This window comes from Fuerstiella sp., assembly GCA_022447225.1.
Taxonomy (GTDB): Bacteria; Planctomycetota; Planctomycetia; order Planctomycetales; family Planctomycetaceae; genus S139-18.
The window spans coordinates 465,141-482,352 of record JAKVAZ010000001.1; the positions used below are offsets into that span (position 1 = coordinate 465,141).

At 54.0% G+C, this 17,212-nt stretch carries 12 protein-coding genes; 9 read left to right on the forward strand and 3 right to left on the reverse strand.

Going from position 1 to position 17,212, the window contains the following annotated elements:
* The first annotated feature begins 138 nt into the window (after positions 1–138).
* Positions 139–2,760 (forward strand): ATP-dependent chaperone ClpB, encoded by a 2,622-nt coding sequence (clpB, locus tag MK110_01720; GenBank protein ID MCH2209992.1) that lies wholly within the window; start codon positions 139–141, stop codon positions 2,758–2,760.
* A 133-nt stretch (positions 2,761–2,893) separates the two neighbouring features.
* Here clpB and MK110_01725 read toward each other — a convergent pair whose 3' ends face one another.
* The gene (locus MK110_01725) at positions 2,894–4,393 is read right to left on the reverse strand and encodes an AAA family ATPase (protein MCH2209993.1); all 1,500 of its coding nucleotides are present in this window, start codon (positions 4,391–4,393) and stop codon (positions 2,894–2,896) included.
* Positions 4,394–4,817: 424 nt separating this feature from the next.
* Between MK110_01725 and MK110_01730 the strand changes: the two genes are divergently transcribed.
* From MK110_01730 to MK110_01745, 4 genes are all read left to right on the forward strand, one after another.
* Complete coding sequence (locus MK110_01730) at positions 4,818–5,897, forward strand: protein arginine kinase (GenBank protein MCH2209994.1); 1,080 nt, start codon at positions 4,818–4,820, stop codon at positions 5,895–5,897.
* A gap of 17 nt (positions 5,898–5,914) precedes the next feature.
* Positions 5,915–7,768 (forward strand): UbiD family decarboxylase, encoded by a 1,854-nt coding sequence (locus tag MK110_01735; protein MCH2209995.1) that lies wholly within the window; start codon positions 5,915–5,917, stop codon positions 7,766–7,768.
* Between the two features lie 228 nt (positions 7,769–7,996).
* Complete coding sequence (locus MK110_01740) at positions 7,997–9,049, forward strand: DUF1080 domain-containing protein (GenBank protein ID MCH2209996.1); 1,053 nt, start codon at positions 7,997–7,999, stop codon at positions 9,047–9,049.
* A gap of 102 nt (positions 9,050–9,151) precedes the next feature.
* Entirely contained in the window at positions 9,152–11,038 is a 1,887-nt protein-coding gene (locus MK110_01745; GenBank protein MCH2209997.1) for an MBL fold metallo-hydrolase, read from the forward strand.
* 133 nt (positions 11,039–11,171) lie between these two features.
* Here MK110_01745 and MK110_01750 read toward each other — a convergent pair whose 3' ends face one another.
* Positions 11,172–11,486, reverse strand: coding sequence for a zinc ribbon domain-containing protein (locus tag MK110_01750; GenBank protein ID MCH2209998.1), 315 nt, complete (start codon positions 11,484–11,486; stop codon positions 11,172–11,174).
* Between the two features lie 599 nt (positions 11,487–12,085).
* Between MK110_01750 and MK110_01755 the strand changes: the two genes are divergently transcribed.
* The 4 genes from MK110_01755 (at position 12,086) to MK110_01770 (ending at position 15,552) form a co-directional block, all read left to right on the forward strand.
* Positions 12,086–12,430, forward strand: a complete 345-nt coding sequence (locus tag MK110_01755) for a DUF1501 domain-containing protein (GenBank protein MCH2209999.1) — start codon at positions 12,086–12,088, stop codon at positions 12,428–12,430.
* Positions 12,431–12,854: 424 nt separating this feature from the next.
* Positions 12,855–13,616, forward strand: coding sequence for a hypothetical protein (locus MK110_01760; protein MCH2210000.1), 762 nt, complete (start codon positions 12,855–12,857; stop codon positions 13,614–13,616).
* A complete protein-coding gene (locus tag MK110_01765; protein MCH2210001.1) occupies positions 13,617–13,955 on the forward strand; it encodes a redoxin domain-containing protein in 339 nt (112 codons plus the stop codon).
* 529 nt (positions 13,956–14,484) lie between these two features.
* Positions 14,485–15,552 (forward strand): cyclase family protein, encoded by a 1,068-nt coding sequence (locus MK110_01770; GenBank protein MCH2210002.1) that lies wholly within the window; start codon positions 14,485–14,487, stop codon positions 15,550–15,552.
* A 261-nt stretch (positions 15,553–15,813) separates the two neighbouring features.
* Here the strand turns inward: MK110_01770 and MK110_01775 are convergent, their stop codons facing one another.
* A complete protein-coding gene (locus MK110_01775) occupies positions 15,814–16,680 on the reverse strand; it encodes a hypothetical protein (GenBank protein ID MCH2210003.1) in 867 nt (288 codons plus the stop codon).
* Positions 16,681–17,212 lie beyond the last annotated feature (532 nt).

Consider the following 17,212-nt stretch of genomic DNA (forward strand, 5'->3'; position numbering starts at 1 on the left):
TCGAATCCCAGCTGCACGATCGTTCCGACGTACCGTGCCCTGCACTGACGACACTGTTTCCTGGGCAGTCGTGTTATTTGCTGCGCCGTGTGCAGTCTTCTGCGGAATTCTTCTGACCTGACGAAGGGAGAAAAACTGATGGCATTCAATCCGGAAAAGCTGACCGTAAAAGCGCAGCAGACGCTGCAGCGGGCTCAGGAACTGGCGGAATCAAAACAGCATGCCATCCTGCGGCCACTTCATTTACTGAAATCACTACTCGATGAATCCGATGGCATCATGTCTCCTCTGCTGCATCGAATTGGAGCAAACAAAGACCAGTTGTGTGGAATCGTTGATACCGAACTAAATCGTTTGCCGCAAAGCGGTGGTCAGTCTGATTCGCCCGGTGCCGGACCGGAAACTGTCAAAGTCCTCAATGCTGCACAGGATCAGGCTCGTCTGATGAAGGACGAGTTTCTGTCCACCGAGCATCTGCTGATTGCATTGACGCAGGTCGATGATCAGGCAAAACGTATTCTTGAGATGCACGCCGTGGACGAAATGGACATCCTCGCAGCTCTGAAGGAAATTCGTGGCAGTCAGACGATTACGGACGCACATCCGGAAGACAAATTCATGGCTCTGGAAAAATACGGTCGTGATCTGGTGGAGCTGGCTCGCCAGGGGAAGGTCGATCCTGTGATTGGTCGCGACACAGAAATTCGTCGGGTGATTCAGGTGTTATCGCGCCGGCGAAAAAACAATCCGGTTCTGATCGGAGAACCAGGTGTCGGGAAGACCGCAATTGTAGAGGGACTGGCTCATCGGATCGTGCTGGGGGATGTGCCGCAGAACCTGAAGGATAAACAGGTGTTTGCACTGGATATGGGGTCACTGATTGCCGGTGCAAAATTCCGGGGTGAGTTTGAAGATCGACTGAAAGCCGTTCTGAAGGAGGTTCAGGAATCGAACGGCCAAATCATCATGTTTATTGATGAGCTGCATACAGTGATCGGAGCAGGCGCCAGTGAAGGCGCGATGGATGCATCCAATCTCCTGAAGCCGACACTGGCCCGGGGGGATTTGCACTGCGTGGGCGCAACCACTCTGGACGAGTATCGAAAGTACATCGAAAAGGATGCTGCTCTGGAACGTCGGTTCCAGCCTGTCATGGTTCAGGAACCCACGGTGGAAGATACGATTTCCATTTTGCGCGGGCTGAAGGATCGATACGAAAGCCACCACGGTGTCCGAATCACCGACGATGCCATCATCGCGGCAGCCTCCATGTCCGATCGATACATCGGCGACCGGTTTTTGCCGGACAAAGCCATCGATCTGGTTGATGAGGCTGCGAGCCGTCTGCGAATGGAAATTGACTCAATGCCGGTGGAGATTGATGAGGCAACCCGTCTGCTGACCCGAATGCAGATTGAGGCCACAGCTCTGGAGCGGGAAAGCAGCGATGACAGCCGAGCCCGGCTGGACGAACTGCGAAAGCAGATCGCCGAGAGCAAAGAAGAAACCGACCAGCTCAAAATGCGGTGGGAAGCCGAAAAAGCGGTGCTGTCCGGACTGAGACCGCTGAAGGAGGAGATCGAACAGCTTAGATCCGCCTACACCCGCGCCTTTTCACAGGCTCAGCAGACCAACCGCAATGAAGATTTTCAACAGGCGTTCGAGGCCGAGCAGGCGCTCAAGGTCAAGGAAGCCGAACTGACCGGGCTGGAATCGAGATCGCTTGAACTCGCTGAAAGTCAGGATGAGCGTTTGTTGCGTGAAGACATCACTCAGGAAGATATCGCCCGGGTGGTCAGTTTGTGGACCGGGATTCCGGTGGCCCGGATGATGCAGGGAGAACGGGAAAAACTGCTGCGGATGGAGGAAGAAATCCACAAACGAATGATCAATCAGCACGAAGCCGTGACGGCTGTGGCCAACGCGGTCAGACGAGCGAGATCCGGCATGCAGGATGCCAGTCGGCCGATCGGATCATTCATCTTTCCCGGACCAACTGGTGTGGGTAAGACCGAATTGTGTCGGTCCCTGGCCGAATACATGTTTGATGACGAACGGAATATGGTGAGGATCGACATGAGCGAGTTCATGGAACCTCATTCGGTCGCCCGACTGATCGGAGCCCCCCCCGGCTATGTGGGTTATGAAGAAGGAGGTCGACTGACAGAAGCCGTGCGGCGAAATCCTTACTGCGTCATCCTGCTGGATGAGATTGAGAAAGCTCACCGGGACGTGTTCAACGTACTGCTGCAGGTGCTGGACGACGGGCGACTGACCGATGGTCAGGGACGAACCGTGGACTTTACCAACACCATCGTGGTGATGACGTCCAATATCGGCAGTCAAATTATTATGGAGAAGGCCGAATCCGATGATCATGAGTCCATTCGCAGCAGCATCGACGAAGCCTTGCGCCGTGAGTTTCTTCCGGAATTTCTGAATCGAGTGGACGAAATCATCGTGTTTCATCCGCTGGGGCGTCGGGAAGTTCGGGAGATTGTTGATTTGCAGATCGAGCGACTCAGAAAGCAGATGGAAGCAGCCGGTTATCATCTGAGCGTCAGCGACAACGCGCGTCAGCTGGTCGCTAATGAAGGATACGACCCTCGCTACGGGGCACGTCCGGTGAAACGAGTCATTCAGCAGCGTCTGCAGAATGCTTTGGCCGGTGAGATTCTTTCGGATCGGTTTGTCGAAGGTGATTCGATTCAGATTGATGCAGCCGCCGACGGCTTCGTGTTCACGAAAGACGCTGAATAAAGGCCCCGTCTTCTGCACTCTGACCGTTCTGTCTGTGCAGACCTGTCAGCGAATCCAGAGTGTTGAGTGGCCGGCAGATGTTCCGATCAAAGGCAAAGTTTCGGCGCTGGACACTCCGGTTGCGACCCGACACTCAGTCTGCCAGAACACAGCGGTTTTTGGCCCAGCTGCGCAACTGATCGATTTTTTCGGCCATCAAAGAAGACAACGGGTGTGTTTCCGCAATTGCTTTAAGAACGTCTTCTGTGGTGACCTGTCGATCTTCGGAGAAGGCATGAAACAGTCCCGATATGATCGCATGTTCGATTTCCGATCCGGTCAGATCTTTGGAGGAATCGGCCAGCTGGTCCAGGTCGAAATCGGCCGGATCACGATTACGTCGCTGCAGATGGATTGAAAAAATCTGACGACGAGCGTCTGTTGGCGGCAGGTCAATAAAGAAAACTTCATCGAACCGGCCCTTGCGCATCAGTTCCGGAGGAAGAGCAGATATGTCGTTGGCTGTGGCGACCATAAAAATGGGTTCACGATGGTCCTGCATCCAGGACAGCAGCGTTCCGAACATACGTTGAGATAACCCACCGTCTGACGAGCTGGATGATGCTGACGCAAATGCCTTTTCAATTTCGTCAATCCACAATATGACCGGTGCCATGGCTTCGGCCTGCAGAATCGCCTGACGCAACTCGTTTTCGCTTTCGCCAATGAATTTCTGATACAGCACGCCGGGATCCAGTCGTAAAAGCGGCATTTGCCAGTCGGCAGCAACCGCTTTGGCGCACAGGCTTTTACCACAGCCTGGAACTCCCAGCATCAGCACGCCGCGAGGAGGTTCGATGCCAAACGCCCGCGCCTTCTCCGAAAACCCGTCCCGTCGTTTTTTTAGCCACTGTTTCAAACCTCGCAGGCCGCCCACTTCACTGATATTGAAATCGATTGTCATCGATTCCAGTGAACCGGTTCCTTCCAGCAGCCGGCGTTTGGCTTCGATCACACGCTGCAGATCCGTTGCTGTGAGTTGCTGATCATGCAGCAGCACAGATTCCACAATTCGAACAGCCTGAGATCGTGTGAGTCCCCGCAGGTTCAGGACCAGCTGCTGAAACTCACTTCTTCTGATGTTCGTGTTCAGATCTACGTCGAGCTCACGTTTCAGTCGTTTGTACGTGGTGCGGACGAGTTCGCCAAGTTTATCGGTATTGGGCAGACCAGGATGCCAGGGCACCGCCAGTCGGCGTACGCGGGGGGACAGTGTTTCTTCGTCCATCAGGATCAGACTCATCTGACTGCTGTCAGCTTCGATGATGTAGTCCTGCAGCAATCGCTGGACGCGGGGCTGTTTGGTGTAGGAAGCCAGTCCTCGGAAGCAGGACAGATACGGACGTTTTTGCCGCAGCAGGTATTCGAGGGCAAGCTCGGGTTTTTCTGTGTCACTGACGGCCGCAGCATCCGGTGTGAGCGGAGAATGGACGCGGATTCCCTGAGTGACGGACCAGTCGATCAGATTGCGATCCAGATCCTGCGCGAGGCTGGAAATGGTCTGTCTTTCAAACACTTCATCTGTGCTGACCAGACTGATCAGTGCGTTGTGTGTTTTAATCAGTGAGTGAAGTTCGTCAGGCTGTTTGGACATGACACGTTCGTTGCGATAAGGCAGAGATCGCCGTCGGTTTCGTGAATCGGACCTGTAACATACGAGACTTTCCCGCAGTGTCCGGCTGTGAGGAACGCACTACACACATTATTCCCCTGTGGTATCCGAGAAACCAGTGTTTGCCCTTTCTGCCTCGGAACTATAGTCACCATGACACTAAGTCCGGCTGAGTGCCCCAATCTATGGGTCCCGACAACCGGCCGCTTCCCACAGAGCATTGAATGTAGACTGATCCGGCTTTCCCTTATCTTTCTAGACAATATAACCGATCGGGCGGGAGACCATTTCCGGGCAGGAACAACGGTTCTTTGTCAATCGCGTACGGACTCCTATAATTACGGACGGTGTCGGCTGTTCTGCCGGCAAAGACTCAGATTGCGTGCACTCACACCGGGAACACCACGTGTCCGCGGATGACAAAAAAGAGACTGAATTTCTGGACGATCTGGCAAAGTCCAGTGGGGCATGGCTTCGTGGTGACGGACCTGATGCCGATATCGTGGTCTCCAGTCGGATTCGTCTGGCTCGAAATGTGGCTGGATTTCCGTTCATGGCAAAAGCCGACGATGACGTCCGGCTGCGACTTGTCGAGACACTTCGGTCTGCTGTGACAGCTGCGAGTTCCAGTCAGAATTTTCAGTTTTTGAATATTGCCCTGCTTGAGGAACTCGACGCTCAACTGCTCATGGAACGTCAGCTGATCAGTCGTGAACTGGCCGATATGAACGGTCCGCGTGGAGTGATTGTGGGGCCGGGTGAACACGTGAGCGTTATGCTTAACGAGGAAGACCATCTGAGGATCCAGGTGCTGCAGAGCGGTTATGCTCTCAAAGAGTGCTGGAAGACTGCCGACGAACTGGATACCGGTATTGAAAAGTCGGTGACATATGCCTTTGACGAAGAATTCGGATATCTGACCGCGTGTCCAACCAATGTGGGGACAGGAATCCGCGTCAGTGTCATGATGCATCTGCCAGGTCTGCGAATGACCCGTGAGATTCAAAAGGTCAACCAGGCGGCTCAAAAAATTAACCTCGCAGTACGCGGTCTGTATGGGGAAGGCAGTCAGGCACTGGGTGATTTCTTTCAGATCTCGAATCAGATGACGCTTGGGTGTCCTGAACAGGAATTGATCGACAACATGATGGAGGTTGTTCCTCAGATCGTCGGGTACGAGCGACGCGTTCGCGATTTGTTGTGCCGCGAAAACCGTCAGGCCCTCGACGACAAGATTTCTCGCGCGCGAGCCATTCTCACAGGTGCCCGGTCGATCAGTTCCGACGAAACCATGCATTTGCTGTCGAATCTGCGCATGGGGATTAACCTGGGCATCATCGAAGATATCAGCATCGGTGATGTCAATGCGTTGTTTGTGCATACTCAGCCAAGTCATCTGCAGAAGCTGCACGGTGGACCACTCAAAACAGCTGAACGCAATGCAGCGCGAGCCGGATTTCTGCGCAATCGACTTGGCAGCCTTTAACAGTTCGCACGTTCAGCATGGGATATCGTAACCTTCGGCAGTGTGTGGATGACCTGCAGAAGACCAGGCAGCTGGTTCGTATCGACGAAGAAATCGATGCGGATCTGGAAGCGGCAGAGGTCCAGCGTCGTGTTTATGCGGCCGGCGGTCCTGCAATATTTTTTGCAAACGTTCGCCACTGTTCGTTTCCGATGGTGAGCAACCTGTTCGGGACGATGGACCGGGCAAGGTATATTTTTCGTGATGCCATTCACGGCGTTGAAGCCCTGATTGCTTTAAAGAAATCACCGCCGGCTGTCCTGAAAACTCCCTGGAAACTGCCGGAAATTCTGAGAACTCTGGTTTCCATGCGGCCTGCTCTCCGTCGGTCCGGTCCGGTCATGGAATGTCGGACCACGATTGATCAGCTGCCGCAGCTAAGGTCGTGGCCGATGGATGCGGGTGCGTTCATCACACTGCCACAGGTCTATTCCGAACACCCCGATCAGCCAGGCTATTTTCGTTCGAACCTTGGTATGTACCGTATCCAGCTCAGTGGCAACAGGTACCAAATCAATGAGCAGATCGGACTGCATTATCAGATTCATCGCAGTATTGCCGGACATCATGCAGCCGCATTGAAACGTGGCGAATCTCTGCCGGTTAATATCTTCGTGGGCGGCCCTCCGGCCATGACTCTTTCGGCCGTTATGCCGCTGCCCGATGGTATACCGGAGGTCGCATTTGCCGGTGCACTGTCGCGTCGAGCCATTCGCATGGTGCGACAGGCCTCCGGTCCCCTGGTCTGTGCCGAGGCTGATTTCTGTATCAGCGGAACCATCTCTGACGAACAAATGCCGGAAGGTCCCTTCGGTGATCATCTGGGTTACTACAGTCTGGCCCATGATTTTCCGGTTCTTAACGTGAACAAAGTGCGGCATCGCCGGGACGCCGTCTGGCCGTTCACCGTCGTCGGTCGTCCACCACAGGAAGACACCGTCTTCGGAGAACTGATTCATGAACTGACGGGCCCGGCTATCCCGGCCGTACTGCCCGGCGTGAAAGCGGTTCACGCTGTGGATGCGTCCGGTGTGCATCCCCTGCTTTTGGCGGTTGGCAGTGAACGCTACGTGCCGTGGGCAAAAACAACCGACCGCTATCCTCAGGAATTGCTCACACTGGCCAACGCCATACTCGGTCAGGGACAGTTGTCTCTGGCAAAATATCTGTTGATTGCTGCGGAGGGAGATGATCCTCAACCCGATATTCACGACATTCGTTCATTTCTGATGCATGTGCTGAAACGCGTGGATCTGACGCGTGATCTGCATTTCCAGACACGGACCACGATCGACACACTGGACTACACTGGTTCCGGATTGAATCGCGGCTCCAAACTGGTGATTGCTGCGGCAGGTCCGGAACGTCGTCAACTGGCAACGCATCTGCCGCCGGATCTGAAACTACCGGACCGATTTCGTGATCCGATCGTCTGTCTTCCGGGGGTGCTGGCTGTGACTGCACCGCAGTGGTCCGCAGAAGCACACGGAACAGATCCGGCTGTGGCCGAATTTTGCGAGGCAATGGAACCAGCAGACGGGCTGGATGAGTTCCCGCTGATTGTTCTGGCAGATGACAGTCAATTTTGTGCGGAGTCACTGAACAACCTGTTGTGGGTAACGTTTACGCGGTCAAATCCTGCATCAGATATCAGTGGGATCAGGGCGTTTCACCAGGATAAACACTGGGGCTGCCGCGGCAGCCTGGTCATTGATGCGCGGATTAAAGCTCACATGGCACCACCGCTGATCCCTGATCCGCAGGTTTCCGCGCGTGTTGACCGACTGTTTCGCAGAAGTGGACCGTTGCACGGAATCGCTAGTCAGCGTTGAGCAGTACCATACCGCTGTTTCGAACACACGGTCCTAGTCAACATACGACTCTTTTCAGCCGGGAGGCCGTTTGCACGAACAGACGGGGACACATAAGCAAACCTGATCCGGTATGTGTCGGCGGTGTGAACTGTGTTGTCGGCAGGTCATACGGGAGATTCCCGGACCGGGGCGATTGTTGCTGCCTTGTCTGCCGCGGGCTACGATGTGCCCTGAGGAGTAGCAGACATGAAGAACACGACCGTTATCGTCATTACGGGACTGATGTCCTGGATCACCACGCACAGCATGGCTCAGGCTGAAAAGGGAACTGCGTTTCTTGACGCCGAGTCTGCCGGGCCGGACTTTAAAGTGCAGGGTGAGTACACAGGTCTGGTGGGAGGCACCGTGAAAATTGCGGCGCAGATCATCGCCCTTGGAGACGGACGGTTTGAAGGAATCCTGTATGCCGCTGGTCTGCCTGGTGATGGATGGGACGGGAAACTTCGCTTTCATCTGAAGGGAGAACGCCAGGGGGACGTTTCGCATTTCGCAGGGGCGCACGGAGAACGACTCAAATTCGTCAACGAAAATTTCTCCGGTCGCATCGTTGACGGAATCTTTACCGGTCGGGCCACTATGTTCCGAAATGTTGTGGACGATCACGAATTCCGCATGCACAGAGTGCAGCGGGAATCCCCCACGCTGGGAGCAAAGCCGCCGCAGAATGCGATTGTTCTGTTTGACGGCAGCGACGTCGATGAATGGATCGACGGTACGCTTGAGGAGGGTGGTTTGCTTGGTATTGGAACCGTGTCCCGGCGGCATTTCGGCAGCGTGATGTTTCACATTGAGTTTCGCACTCCGTTCATGCCGTTCGATCGAGGCATGAAACGCGGCAACAGCGGAGTTTACGTCAAGAACGAATATGAAATTCAGGTGGTGGATTCGTTTGGGTGGAATTCGAGCAATCGAAAGTTCGAACGACTCTCAGGATTCGGTCGTTGCGGCGGGCTTCACGAAATGCTGAAACCGCGGATCAATGTGTGTTTTCCGCCGCTGTCCTGGCAGACTTATGACATTGATTACACCATGGCTCGTTTCAACGACGCCGGTGAGAAACTGGCCCCTGCCCTGCTCACCGTGCGCCACAATGGTGTGCTGATTCACGATCGGGTGGTGCTGCCTGCGACTCCGGCGGAGAGTCCCACTACGAACGAGCGTGCGACCGGCCCGCTGTTTTTGCAGAACCACCGTGATCCGGTGCGCTACCGAAATATCTGGGCCGTTCCCAGGTCCTGAGACAATCCGACGAGCGTAATGGCCGGTAGATTTCCGGACAACGTATGACCTGCTCAAAATCCAACCTGGCTGAACACCGAGTCCGGGCTCCGGAGGATAACGATGACCGACAAACTGACTCAACTGTCCGAACACCTGTACCGGTTTACCGATACCTGCAACGTATACGTGATTACCGATGGCGACAGCGGGCTGCTGATTGACACCGGGTCCGGTGAGATTGTTGAGCATCTTGATGAAATTTCAGTCCGACAGGTGGAATGGGTTCTGCATACACATCATCACCGTGACCAGTGTTCCGGAACTCCCCGTCTGCAGGACCACGGAGCCAAAGTTGCAGTCCCCGAGTACGAACGACATCTATTCGATCAGGTCGAACTGTTTTGGCAGATGCGCCGCACATACGACAACTACAACGACCGCAATACATTCTTTTCGGTCGGTACGGATATCGCCGTCGACGAAGTGCTGCAGGATTATGAAACGTTCCGGTGGCGCGGATACGAGTTTCACGTTCTGCCTGCCAAGGGGCATACACTGGGATCCAGTGCGCTGCTTGTCCAGGTGGATGGCCGCATGCTCGCGTTTACCGGTGATCTGATGAGTGCCGGGGGGAAACTGTATCAGCTTCATGCGATGGAATACTGTTACGGGTCGATGGAAGGCATCCTGTTCACTCTGCAGTCGATTCAGGCGCTGCGCAAAAAATCACTCGACATCGCCTATCCGTCTCATGGGGAACCGATCTCAGCGGTCACACGAGACATCGATGTCCTCGAACGCCGACTGATGGACTGCACAGAACTGGGACGCGGAATGCGTGTGGCAGGTCGCGACAGTCTGCCCGAACCGATTTTCCTTCCGGAGCCAAAATTTATCCCGCTGTCACGGCATCTGTTGTGGGGTGGAGTCTGGACCTGTTCGAACTTTTATGTCGTGTTGAGCGAATCCGGCAAAGCCCTGTTTGTGGATTACGGACATGCGTTCGCACCACACATGCACACCGGTGCCGATCACGATGGCCTGGAAAGCATGCGGTTTGTCGAACACCACCTGGACGAATTGCGCGATGATTATGGTGTCACGGACTTCGATCTGGTGGTTCCCACACACATTCACGATGATCACACCTGCGGTATTCCGTATCTACAAAGGCATCACGGGACCAGGTGCTGGGCACTTGAACAGGTCGGTCAGGTGCTGGCCGATCCCGCAGCATGGGCAAGTACGCCCTGTACCTTTCCAAAACCGATTCGTATCGATCGCTGGCTGAAGGACGGTGAGACATTTCAGTGGGAAGAATACGAATTCGAAATCCACTTTGCTCCGGGACAAACGGAATTCCATTCCGTTTACGCCGGTTTGATCGACGGACGCAAGGTGGCGTTTACCGGAGACAATTACTTCACTGCTGAAGTGTATGCAGGTGGCAAAACAGAAATGCGTCCCTATCAGACAACTGTTCTGCGAAACAGCTTCCAGTTAGGGATGCATCGTCGCTGCGCCGAAGTGATGCGCCGAGTTAATCCTGAGCTGATTTGTCCGGGACACCGCGACGTGCATCAGTGCAACAAGCAGGAGCTGGATACTTACTGCGACTTCATTGTCCAAAAGGAACAGGTCTTTCGTGAACTTGTTGGCGAACCGGCAGACCACTACATCGATTTGTTTTGGTCACGACTGATTCCCTGGCTCAGCGTGGTGGAACCCGGTGAAACCGTTGAATACCGACTGCTGTTGAGAAACAACTTCGAACGATCGGCGCGGTATGAGGCTCGACTGCGGCCACCATCGGGCTGGGACACGTCTCCGGAGTTTCAAACGCTGACGCTGGAGGCAGGCGGACGCGGTGAACTGCAACTGAGTGCCACGGCGCCGCCGCAGGCAGACAGCACTCGCCGATTGCTCACTGCGGAGATCCGAGTGGACGGACAGTCCCACGGTGCTGTCAGTGAGGCGTTGGTTACCGTCAGGCCCCCTCAGTCGTAATTCGATGTCGGACATCCGTATCGACGCCGCCAGTCCGGTCCTGAATTCCGGCTGATTGTCGATGCCGCATCCCAGCCTCGATCGTTTTCATGTTGATCGCCACTTGCACTGGCTGTGTGTGTGGAACGCCGGGCTAAAAAAAAGACAGTAATTGCACGGCAAACGGCAGCAGCAGTGAGACGACGACTGCCAAAATCACAAGTTGTATCCAGAAATTTTTTGTTTGTTCTGTCGCGGGACGATCGCTATTGCCAAATTCACGTTCCACGAATGCTTCGTAATCAAAGGTATCGTCTTCCGTGTATCCGTCCTCAATGAACTCTTCGCAGGACTCCTGCCAGCCACACTCATTTGACGCTCCGCAGCGACGACAACGGTTCGCTTCTGCTGGCAACTCCTTACCGCAGTGTGGACAATTGAAAGAATCTGCAGGACAGAATCGGGACATTCTCAGGCAATTCCTGGATCAGAAATCTAATACGTTATTCTGATGATCCGCAGCAAATCAATCCACAACACCGGGTAGTTGGGCCGTGCTGACAGGCAGCGGTTCTCGCGAACTCCAGGATCGTCACTCTAATGGCCAGTGAAATCCGCGGCAACAATCACACCACCGGGGCCGAAAGACTCATATCAGGATCAGGAAATGCCACGGCAAATGGCAAGATCGCCGACACATCGGCTGTTCGTCTCGCAGGCACAGACAACCGCAGTGTCCCGAATAAGAGTTTAAAAGGTCTGTGGAATTCATCTGGTGTGGACAGTCCCAACAATGCCATCATGATTTATTTTCCAACTGTTCCTGTCGGGAACCGCCGCCCACCCCGGCTGTCTTTCCGTCTACAGAGCTATGGCGTATGTGTGTGACCCTGTAGAAGCAGCGGTCGGTCTGACATGCCATTGGCAGCTTGCTGGTCACGTACTTCGGTCCGGCGGTTACCTGTTGGTGATGGCGGGTAGCAGGACCGCAAATGTCAAGAACTTTGCTTCGGTCGCGATTATCATGGTCGTGCACATGACTGGTGAGACATAAGAGACGTTGTCACTGTGTGGGAAATAAATCAGTATCCGACCCACGACTTCGGTCATATGTGTCTGTTGCTGAGACGGGTTTCCAAGCGGGGAGTTGGATTGTTTCATTCGTCTCGCAGCTGCAAACGCGATCAGCATGGAGGATTCAAGGTGGAGTATGAACCTAACGTCCTCACGGTTGACATTTTTGTTGCCGGTTTGCTGAAGGATTTGAAACGCCGCGGTCTACCCGTTGATACACTGGTCTTTTGGGCCAGGGAGCCTGACAGAAATTCGGTCGAGGAAAGCAGGGAAGGACGAGCCATCAATTTTATGGCGAGACCCTCTGGATGGCTGGTGGCGACGTCAAAGGCGGTGTGACCAATAGTCCCGCGGACGAAATCGGTGTTTTTGCAGTGAAAACAAAATGATGCCCTGTGGTCTGCACGTTGTCATTCTGGGTCACTGGGGATTGGATCATGAACCGTTGACCAGCTAATATGACGTAGTGGATTTTGATGGTGAAGTTGTTCACGGTGTTCTGGTCTGGTGCTCCGGACGTATCGCGATTGGTGCTCTGCACAAATTCTTCGATAGAACCGTTCGGACAGAATTACGGAAGCGCTGAATCCCGAATTCCAACCAGGGTACGCCGACACGACGGCCGTCTCCTGCATTCATGTTTTCGATTGGGTACTCGGCGATGAAACATAATATTCCGATGTGCCTTTCCCCGTCCTGTTTGCGACGTGGTTTGGCTTCCCGCCGTCTGTTGTCAGACGAGGTGACGGAAATTCTTTGTGCAATGAACATCAGATCCTGTGTTGTTGGCTGGTGGGCGTTTCTTGTTGTCGCGATCATTTGTCAGTCCACCCAGGCACAACAAAATCCACATGGTCAGTTACCCGTGGGCAGATCTTCTGAACCGTATTTGTTTCTGCTTCGGGATCCGCTGGTCCATGTGCAGCTTGCACTGACCACGGACCAAAAATCGCGGTTGCAGACCATCAATGATCAGTTGGATGATTCACTGTGGCCCATGCGAAACCAGCCGCTGCAGCAGGTCAAAGCAAAGGCGCGAGTTTTAAAAACAAAGACCATGCAGCAGTTACAAAGAGTTTTGCGTCGCGATCAGATTCGGCGTCTGGATGAAATCGAAATGCGAATACTCGGGATGAGAGCGTTTTTACGTCCCGAGATTGTTCAGATGTTTGAAGTGAATCAGGAACAACAGGATTCCATCCGTGCAATCTTTTCGGAAACTCGTGAATCGGTGAAACAGTTGAGACTGAAATCACTGCAGGACAGCCTGAATCAGCATATTGAGGATGCTGTCCTGCAGTTGCGGATCTCGGAACAAATGAAAGTGCTTGCCGTTTTGAACGACCAGCAACGACAGAAATGGGAGACGTCACTGGGGTTACCCGTGGATTTGCGAAAGATCGGGCGAGTGAAATTTCGGGCGCCTGAATTTTTGGGACAGGGGGAGTGGCTCAACTCTCCTCCTTTGACCCGCCAGAAGCTTTCCGGAAAAGTCGTCGCCGTGTTTTTTTACGCCTATGGCTGAGTGAACTGCCATCGGAATTACCCTTGGTACAAGGGTTGGCAGAACACGTTTCAGCAGCAGGGTTTTACGGCCCTGGGAATTCACACTCCTGAATCAACCGAAGAAAAGGATCTCGAATCTGTTCGGCAGCGGGCTGCCGAACAGCAATTGGACTTTCCGATTCTGGTTGACAATCAAAAACAGAACTGGGACGCCTGGGGGAACTCGATGTGGCCCAGCACCTATTTGATTGATAAACAGGGGTACGTGCGCTACTGGTGGTACGGGGAACTGAACTACCGGCAACAGGGTGTCCAAAAAATTTTGCGTCAGCGAATTGAGGAACTGCTGAGCGAATAAGCACGCAATGGCTGCGACGACCTGAAGCTTCGGTTATGTTCGTTTTTGTATCGGTAACCGTTGTGATTCCGGATCATACGACACTTGGCCCTCGGAAAAGTTCAGAGGTGTTTGCGGTGCCGTTTCAGCACGTGATGTATCCCGCAGGTTTGTTATACAGGTTGGGGTGGTCGCTTCTTTGGCAGCCACGTCGTTGCGCTGGTCACCCTTCAGATGGCCTTTCCGCCCGTACCTGTTGAACTGTTCGCAGCGGTCATTGCGGAAATAAATCTGACTTCGATGCTGTCGCAGGTCATATGACAGCGGTGGAATCTATAACGTGTGCCTGGTGAAAATGTCGGCAATGCGTCCACTGAGCCGGCACAACTGGCGAAGTTCGACTCCTGGAAGTCGCGCAGGATTGTTCTGTTCCCGCTGGAATCAGAGGTACCTGCAACGATACGATCGTTGATCAGAAAACACCTCTATTGCCATCTGTCGAATCATGCCTCTGGATAATCGGCGTGACAAAGAAACTGGAGCTGTGGTCATGATTAAACAATATCGTTCCGTTGTTTTGCTGATGTTGGGCGTTGTGTTGGGTGTTCTGCTGACACAAATCGGACCGCAGTTGCTAAAGACGTCTTTGGCGAACACCGCCACCGGGCAGGACGACACTTTACTCGCGGCTGCGACCCTCGAATCGACGCGGGAATACACCGGCAGTGAGACTCCCATCGGAAAAAAATGGTGGCCGTCGAAATGGGGTGCGAACGATCAGCGGGGTGCTGCCAATCTGATGACGGCAGAAAAAGTTCTCGAAGCTCAACAACTGATTAACACCGGAAAGGTTTACCAGCTGGGACGTGTGTATGAGCGTGACATGCCCACGTTTCCGATGCGTACTTTTCGACTCACGATCCCCGCGTTCCGGGCGGCACCACGCGGCCCCAATATGCAGGTGGGACGTGATGAATTTTTTGTTGGCGAAATCGGACAAATGGGTACGCAACTGGACGGCATGGGGCACGTCGGTGTGCGTTTGCCGGACGGTGACACGTGGTACAACGGCCACAAATCGACCGATATCGAAAGCGCCTACGGTTTGAAAAAACTGGGCATCGAAAACGTGGGAGTTTTCTTCACCCGTGCGGTGCTTGCGGATGTTGTGTCCTATCGAAATGTGGATCGGCTGCCGGTTGGTTATGAGATTTCCCTGGACGAGCTGCAGGGAACGCTTGAGCAGCAACAGACGACGATTGGTGCCGGTGATGTGGTCCTGATCCGCACCGGACATTCCAAGGCATGGATCACAGAGAACGAAGTGTATAACTCAGGACAGCCCGGGATCGGGATGGAGGCGGCTCAGTGGCTTGTGGAGCAAAACATTACCATGGTGGGGGCTGACAACTGGGGTATTGAGGTCGATCCGCCACCCAGCGGCAGAGCCATTGAAGTCCATCAGCACATGATCACAAGAAACGGCATCTACTTTCTTGAGAACCTTGATCTGGAGGAGCTTGCCGCTGACAAAGTTTACGAATCCGCCTTTGTGTTCGCTCCGCTGCGGTTGAAAGGAGCCACCGGATCGCCCGGAAATCCGATCGCCGTGCGTTAAAACCCGGGGGACTTCCCGGTGTCCGCCTCCGTGTCATATTCGGATTCCATCATTCGTGTCAACTCGTGTGTCGGTGTGAGGAAAACACAGCTAAAAGTGCCGGAAAGGGATTCCTCGGAGCGTTACATTGATCTCGGAAGGATTCGTCACCGGCATTCCTGCGCGTCGATTCCTGTTTCAACTGGATCCGTCACGGTTTACATAAAAAACACGACCATGACAAAAGTTATCAGTGCAGGAAGGAGGGACGGGATCCGGTGATCATCCGGAGTATCGTTGTTCAGGAAAATCCCCACGATAACGCTTTAGCAGTGCCGATTCGTCGGCCGGAACAACATACAGCCTGCCACGAATCGTTTTTGTTTGGTCAGGTTTCAGGCCTCCGATGCGAAAATCATTATGCAGGCAGGTGATCACTCCCTGGAAGATTTCCTGATAAGGTTCCCAGGCGACCGCAAGAATCATGTTTTCATCGGCTGAATAACACCCTGTCAGGCCACTTGTCGGCACATGATGGCTGAGAGGCCGGGGATTTACGTCGTTTCGATCAACGTGAGCCGGAACATAGACCTGGCCGGGAACGTAACGAGCCTGCACAGCCCACGGTTCGGTCGGCATCCGCATCAGCTTTCCGTCCAGAATCAGAAAACACTTTCGCAGATAAGGCGGAGACACTTCTCGTGCAGCCGCCGGATCTGATCCGGTGAATCCATCCACCCGCATGCACGGCTGAGCCCAGTGCGCCTGTGATTCCGTCTGCGTGGGGTTGGTGGCCGTCACCACAAATGTGACCTCGTCGATCCCGGCCTGTATCAGGTGATGCACAATCACACCGTCACTGAGCCGGTCTTCGATTTCAAGGCGTTTTTCGTCTGCTGACGCCGATACCAGTCGGCTTTGGTGTGGTATGACGGTTTTGTTCCAGTCGCGGTCCGTTGAACCCGGCCGACAGTAAGCTTCCAGATAAAGCGTGCGCACAGGTCCGCCGGGAATCGCGGCTCCTTTGACTTCCAGATAACTGTCTGCCCAGGAAATCGTCAGTCCGGACGGATTCGCCCTGTTGTGGGATGATCCGGACACCGGTGCCTGGCCGGTCATGAAAGTTGTCACGGGACGTTGTACGGACACTGTGTTCTCCTGCGAAATCGGGCTACCGAGTCCGGATGCTGCCACAGAGAGGAATCACGGTGAAGAAATATGTCGAAGATTCACGACCTGTGATCAGGACCGGTGAGCACGGGACATGCTGTCCAAACCATGCTGTTGGTGTACTGCTGAACACATTTGTGACAGATTGTGAGACACTTTGCATAGTCATTTCGTTTCATCAGACGCACGGGCATCTACTGATGCTGTTGCATGACTGGATTCAAGATGACGTGGATCGGCACTGCGGATTTGCCGCAGCCTGGAGTGCTGAAGTGTGTGTATGGTATCATCACTCTGTGTGACATTCATGGTGACACAACACTGGCCGAAGTGTTGTGAGACTGGTGAACCTGTGGTCAGGGACGACTCCTGGTCCGGCTGCGGTGATGGATGTGAACAATGTCGTTCGACTTCGTTGCCGGCTGAGTATTTTCGATTTGGCACCGTTGACAGAAGCTGAGGTAACGGAGTGATGTCCGGTGCCGGTGGTGCGGGATTTCGATACGGTGTT

Excerpts from the sequence above, each read along its gene's own strand:
- clpB (MCH2209992.1), top strand. The coding sequence starts at position 139 with ATGGCATTCAATCCGGAAAAGCTGACCGTAAAAGCGCAGCAGACGCTG.
- MK110_01725 (MCH2209993.1), bottom strand. The coding sequence starts at position 4,393 with ATGTCCAAACAGCCTGACGAACTTCACTCACTGATTAAAACACACAAC.
- MK110_01735 (MCH2209995.1), top strand. The coding sequence starts at position 5,915 with ATGGGATATCGTAACCTTCGGCAGTGTGTGGATGACCTGCAGAAGACC.
- MK110_01740 (MCH2209996.1), top strand. The coding sequence starts at position 7,997 with ATGAAGAACACGACCGTTATCGTCATTACGGGACTGATGTCCTGGATC.
- MK110_01745 (MCH2209997.1), top strand. The coding sequence starts at position 9,152 with ATGACCGACAAACTGACTCAACTGTCCGAACACCTGTACCGGTTTACC.
- MK110_01750 (MCH2209998.1), bottom strand. The coding sequence starts at position 11,486 with ATGTCCCGATTCTGTCCTGCAGATTCTTTCAATTGTCCACACTGCGGT.
- MK110_01760 (MCH2210000.1), top strand. The coding sequence starts at position 12,855 with ATGAACATCAGATCCTGTGTTGTTGGCTGGTGGGCGTTTCTTGTTGTC.
- MK110_01770 (MCH2210002.1), top strand. The coding sequence starts at position 14,485 with ATGATTAAACAATATCGTTCCGTTGTTTTGCTGATGTTGGGCGTTGTG.